Annotated in this window: 1 rRNA gene; it reads left to right on the top strand. The window is 37.6% G+C overall.

Features of this window, described 5'->3' with window-relative positions:
• Positions 1–145 precede the first annotated feature (145 nt).
• Positions 146–221 (top strand): 16S ribosomal RNA (locus H5116_RS20210); the annotation flags it as partial.

The raw sequence follows: 221 nt of genomic DNA, 5'->3' as shown, positions 1-221 counted from the left end.
CGAGGCAAACAAATTAGAGTCTCAATTGAAAACTGAGTGACCAACAGAATAGTTATTTCGGTAATTATTCGGCACAGTCAATTCAATATCGAAAGATATTAAAAAATTCAGAATTCATTGAGCTGTCGAAAGACATAAAACTTTTTAATTGAAGAGTTTGATCATGGCTCAGATTGAACGCTGGCGGCAGGCCTAACACATGCAAGTCGAGCGGTAACAGA

Origin of the sequence: Pseudoalteromonas sp. SG45-2 (assembly GCF_014164115.1) — a bacterium.
Lineage (GTDB): Bacteria > Pseudomonadota > Gammaproteobacteria > Enterobacterales > Alteromonadaceae > Pseudoalteromonas > Pseudoalteromonas distincta.
This window is presented reverse-complemented; position numbering and strand designations above follow the sequence as displayed.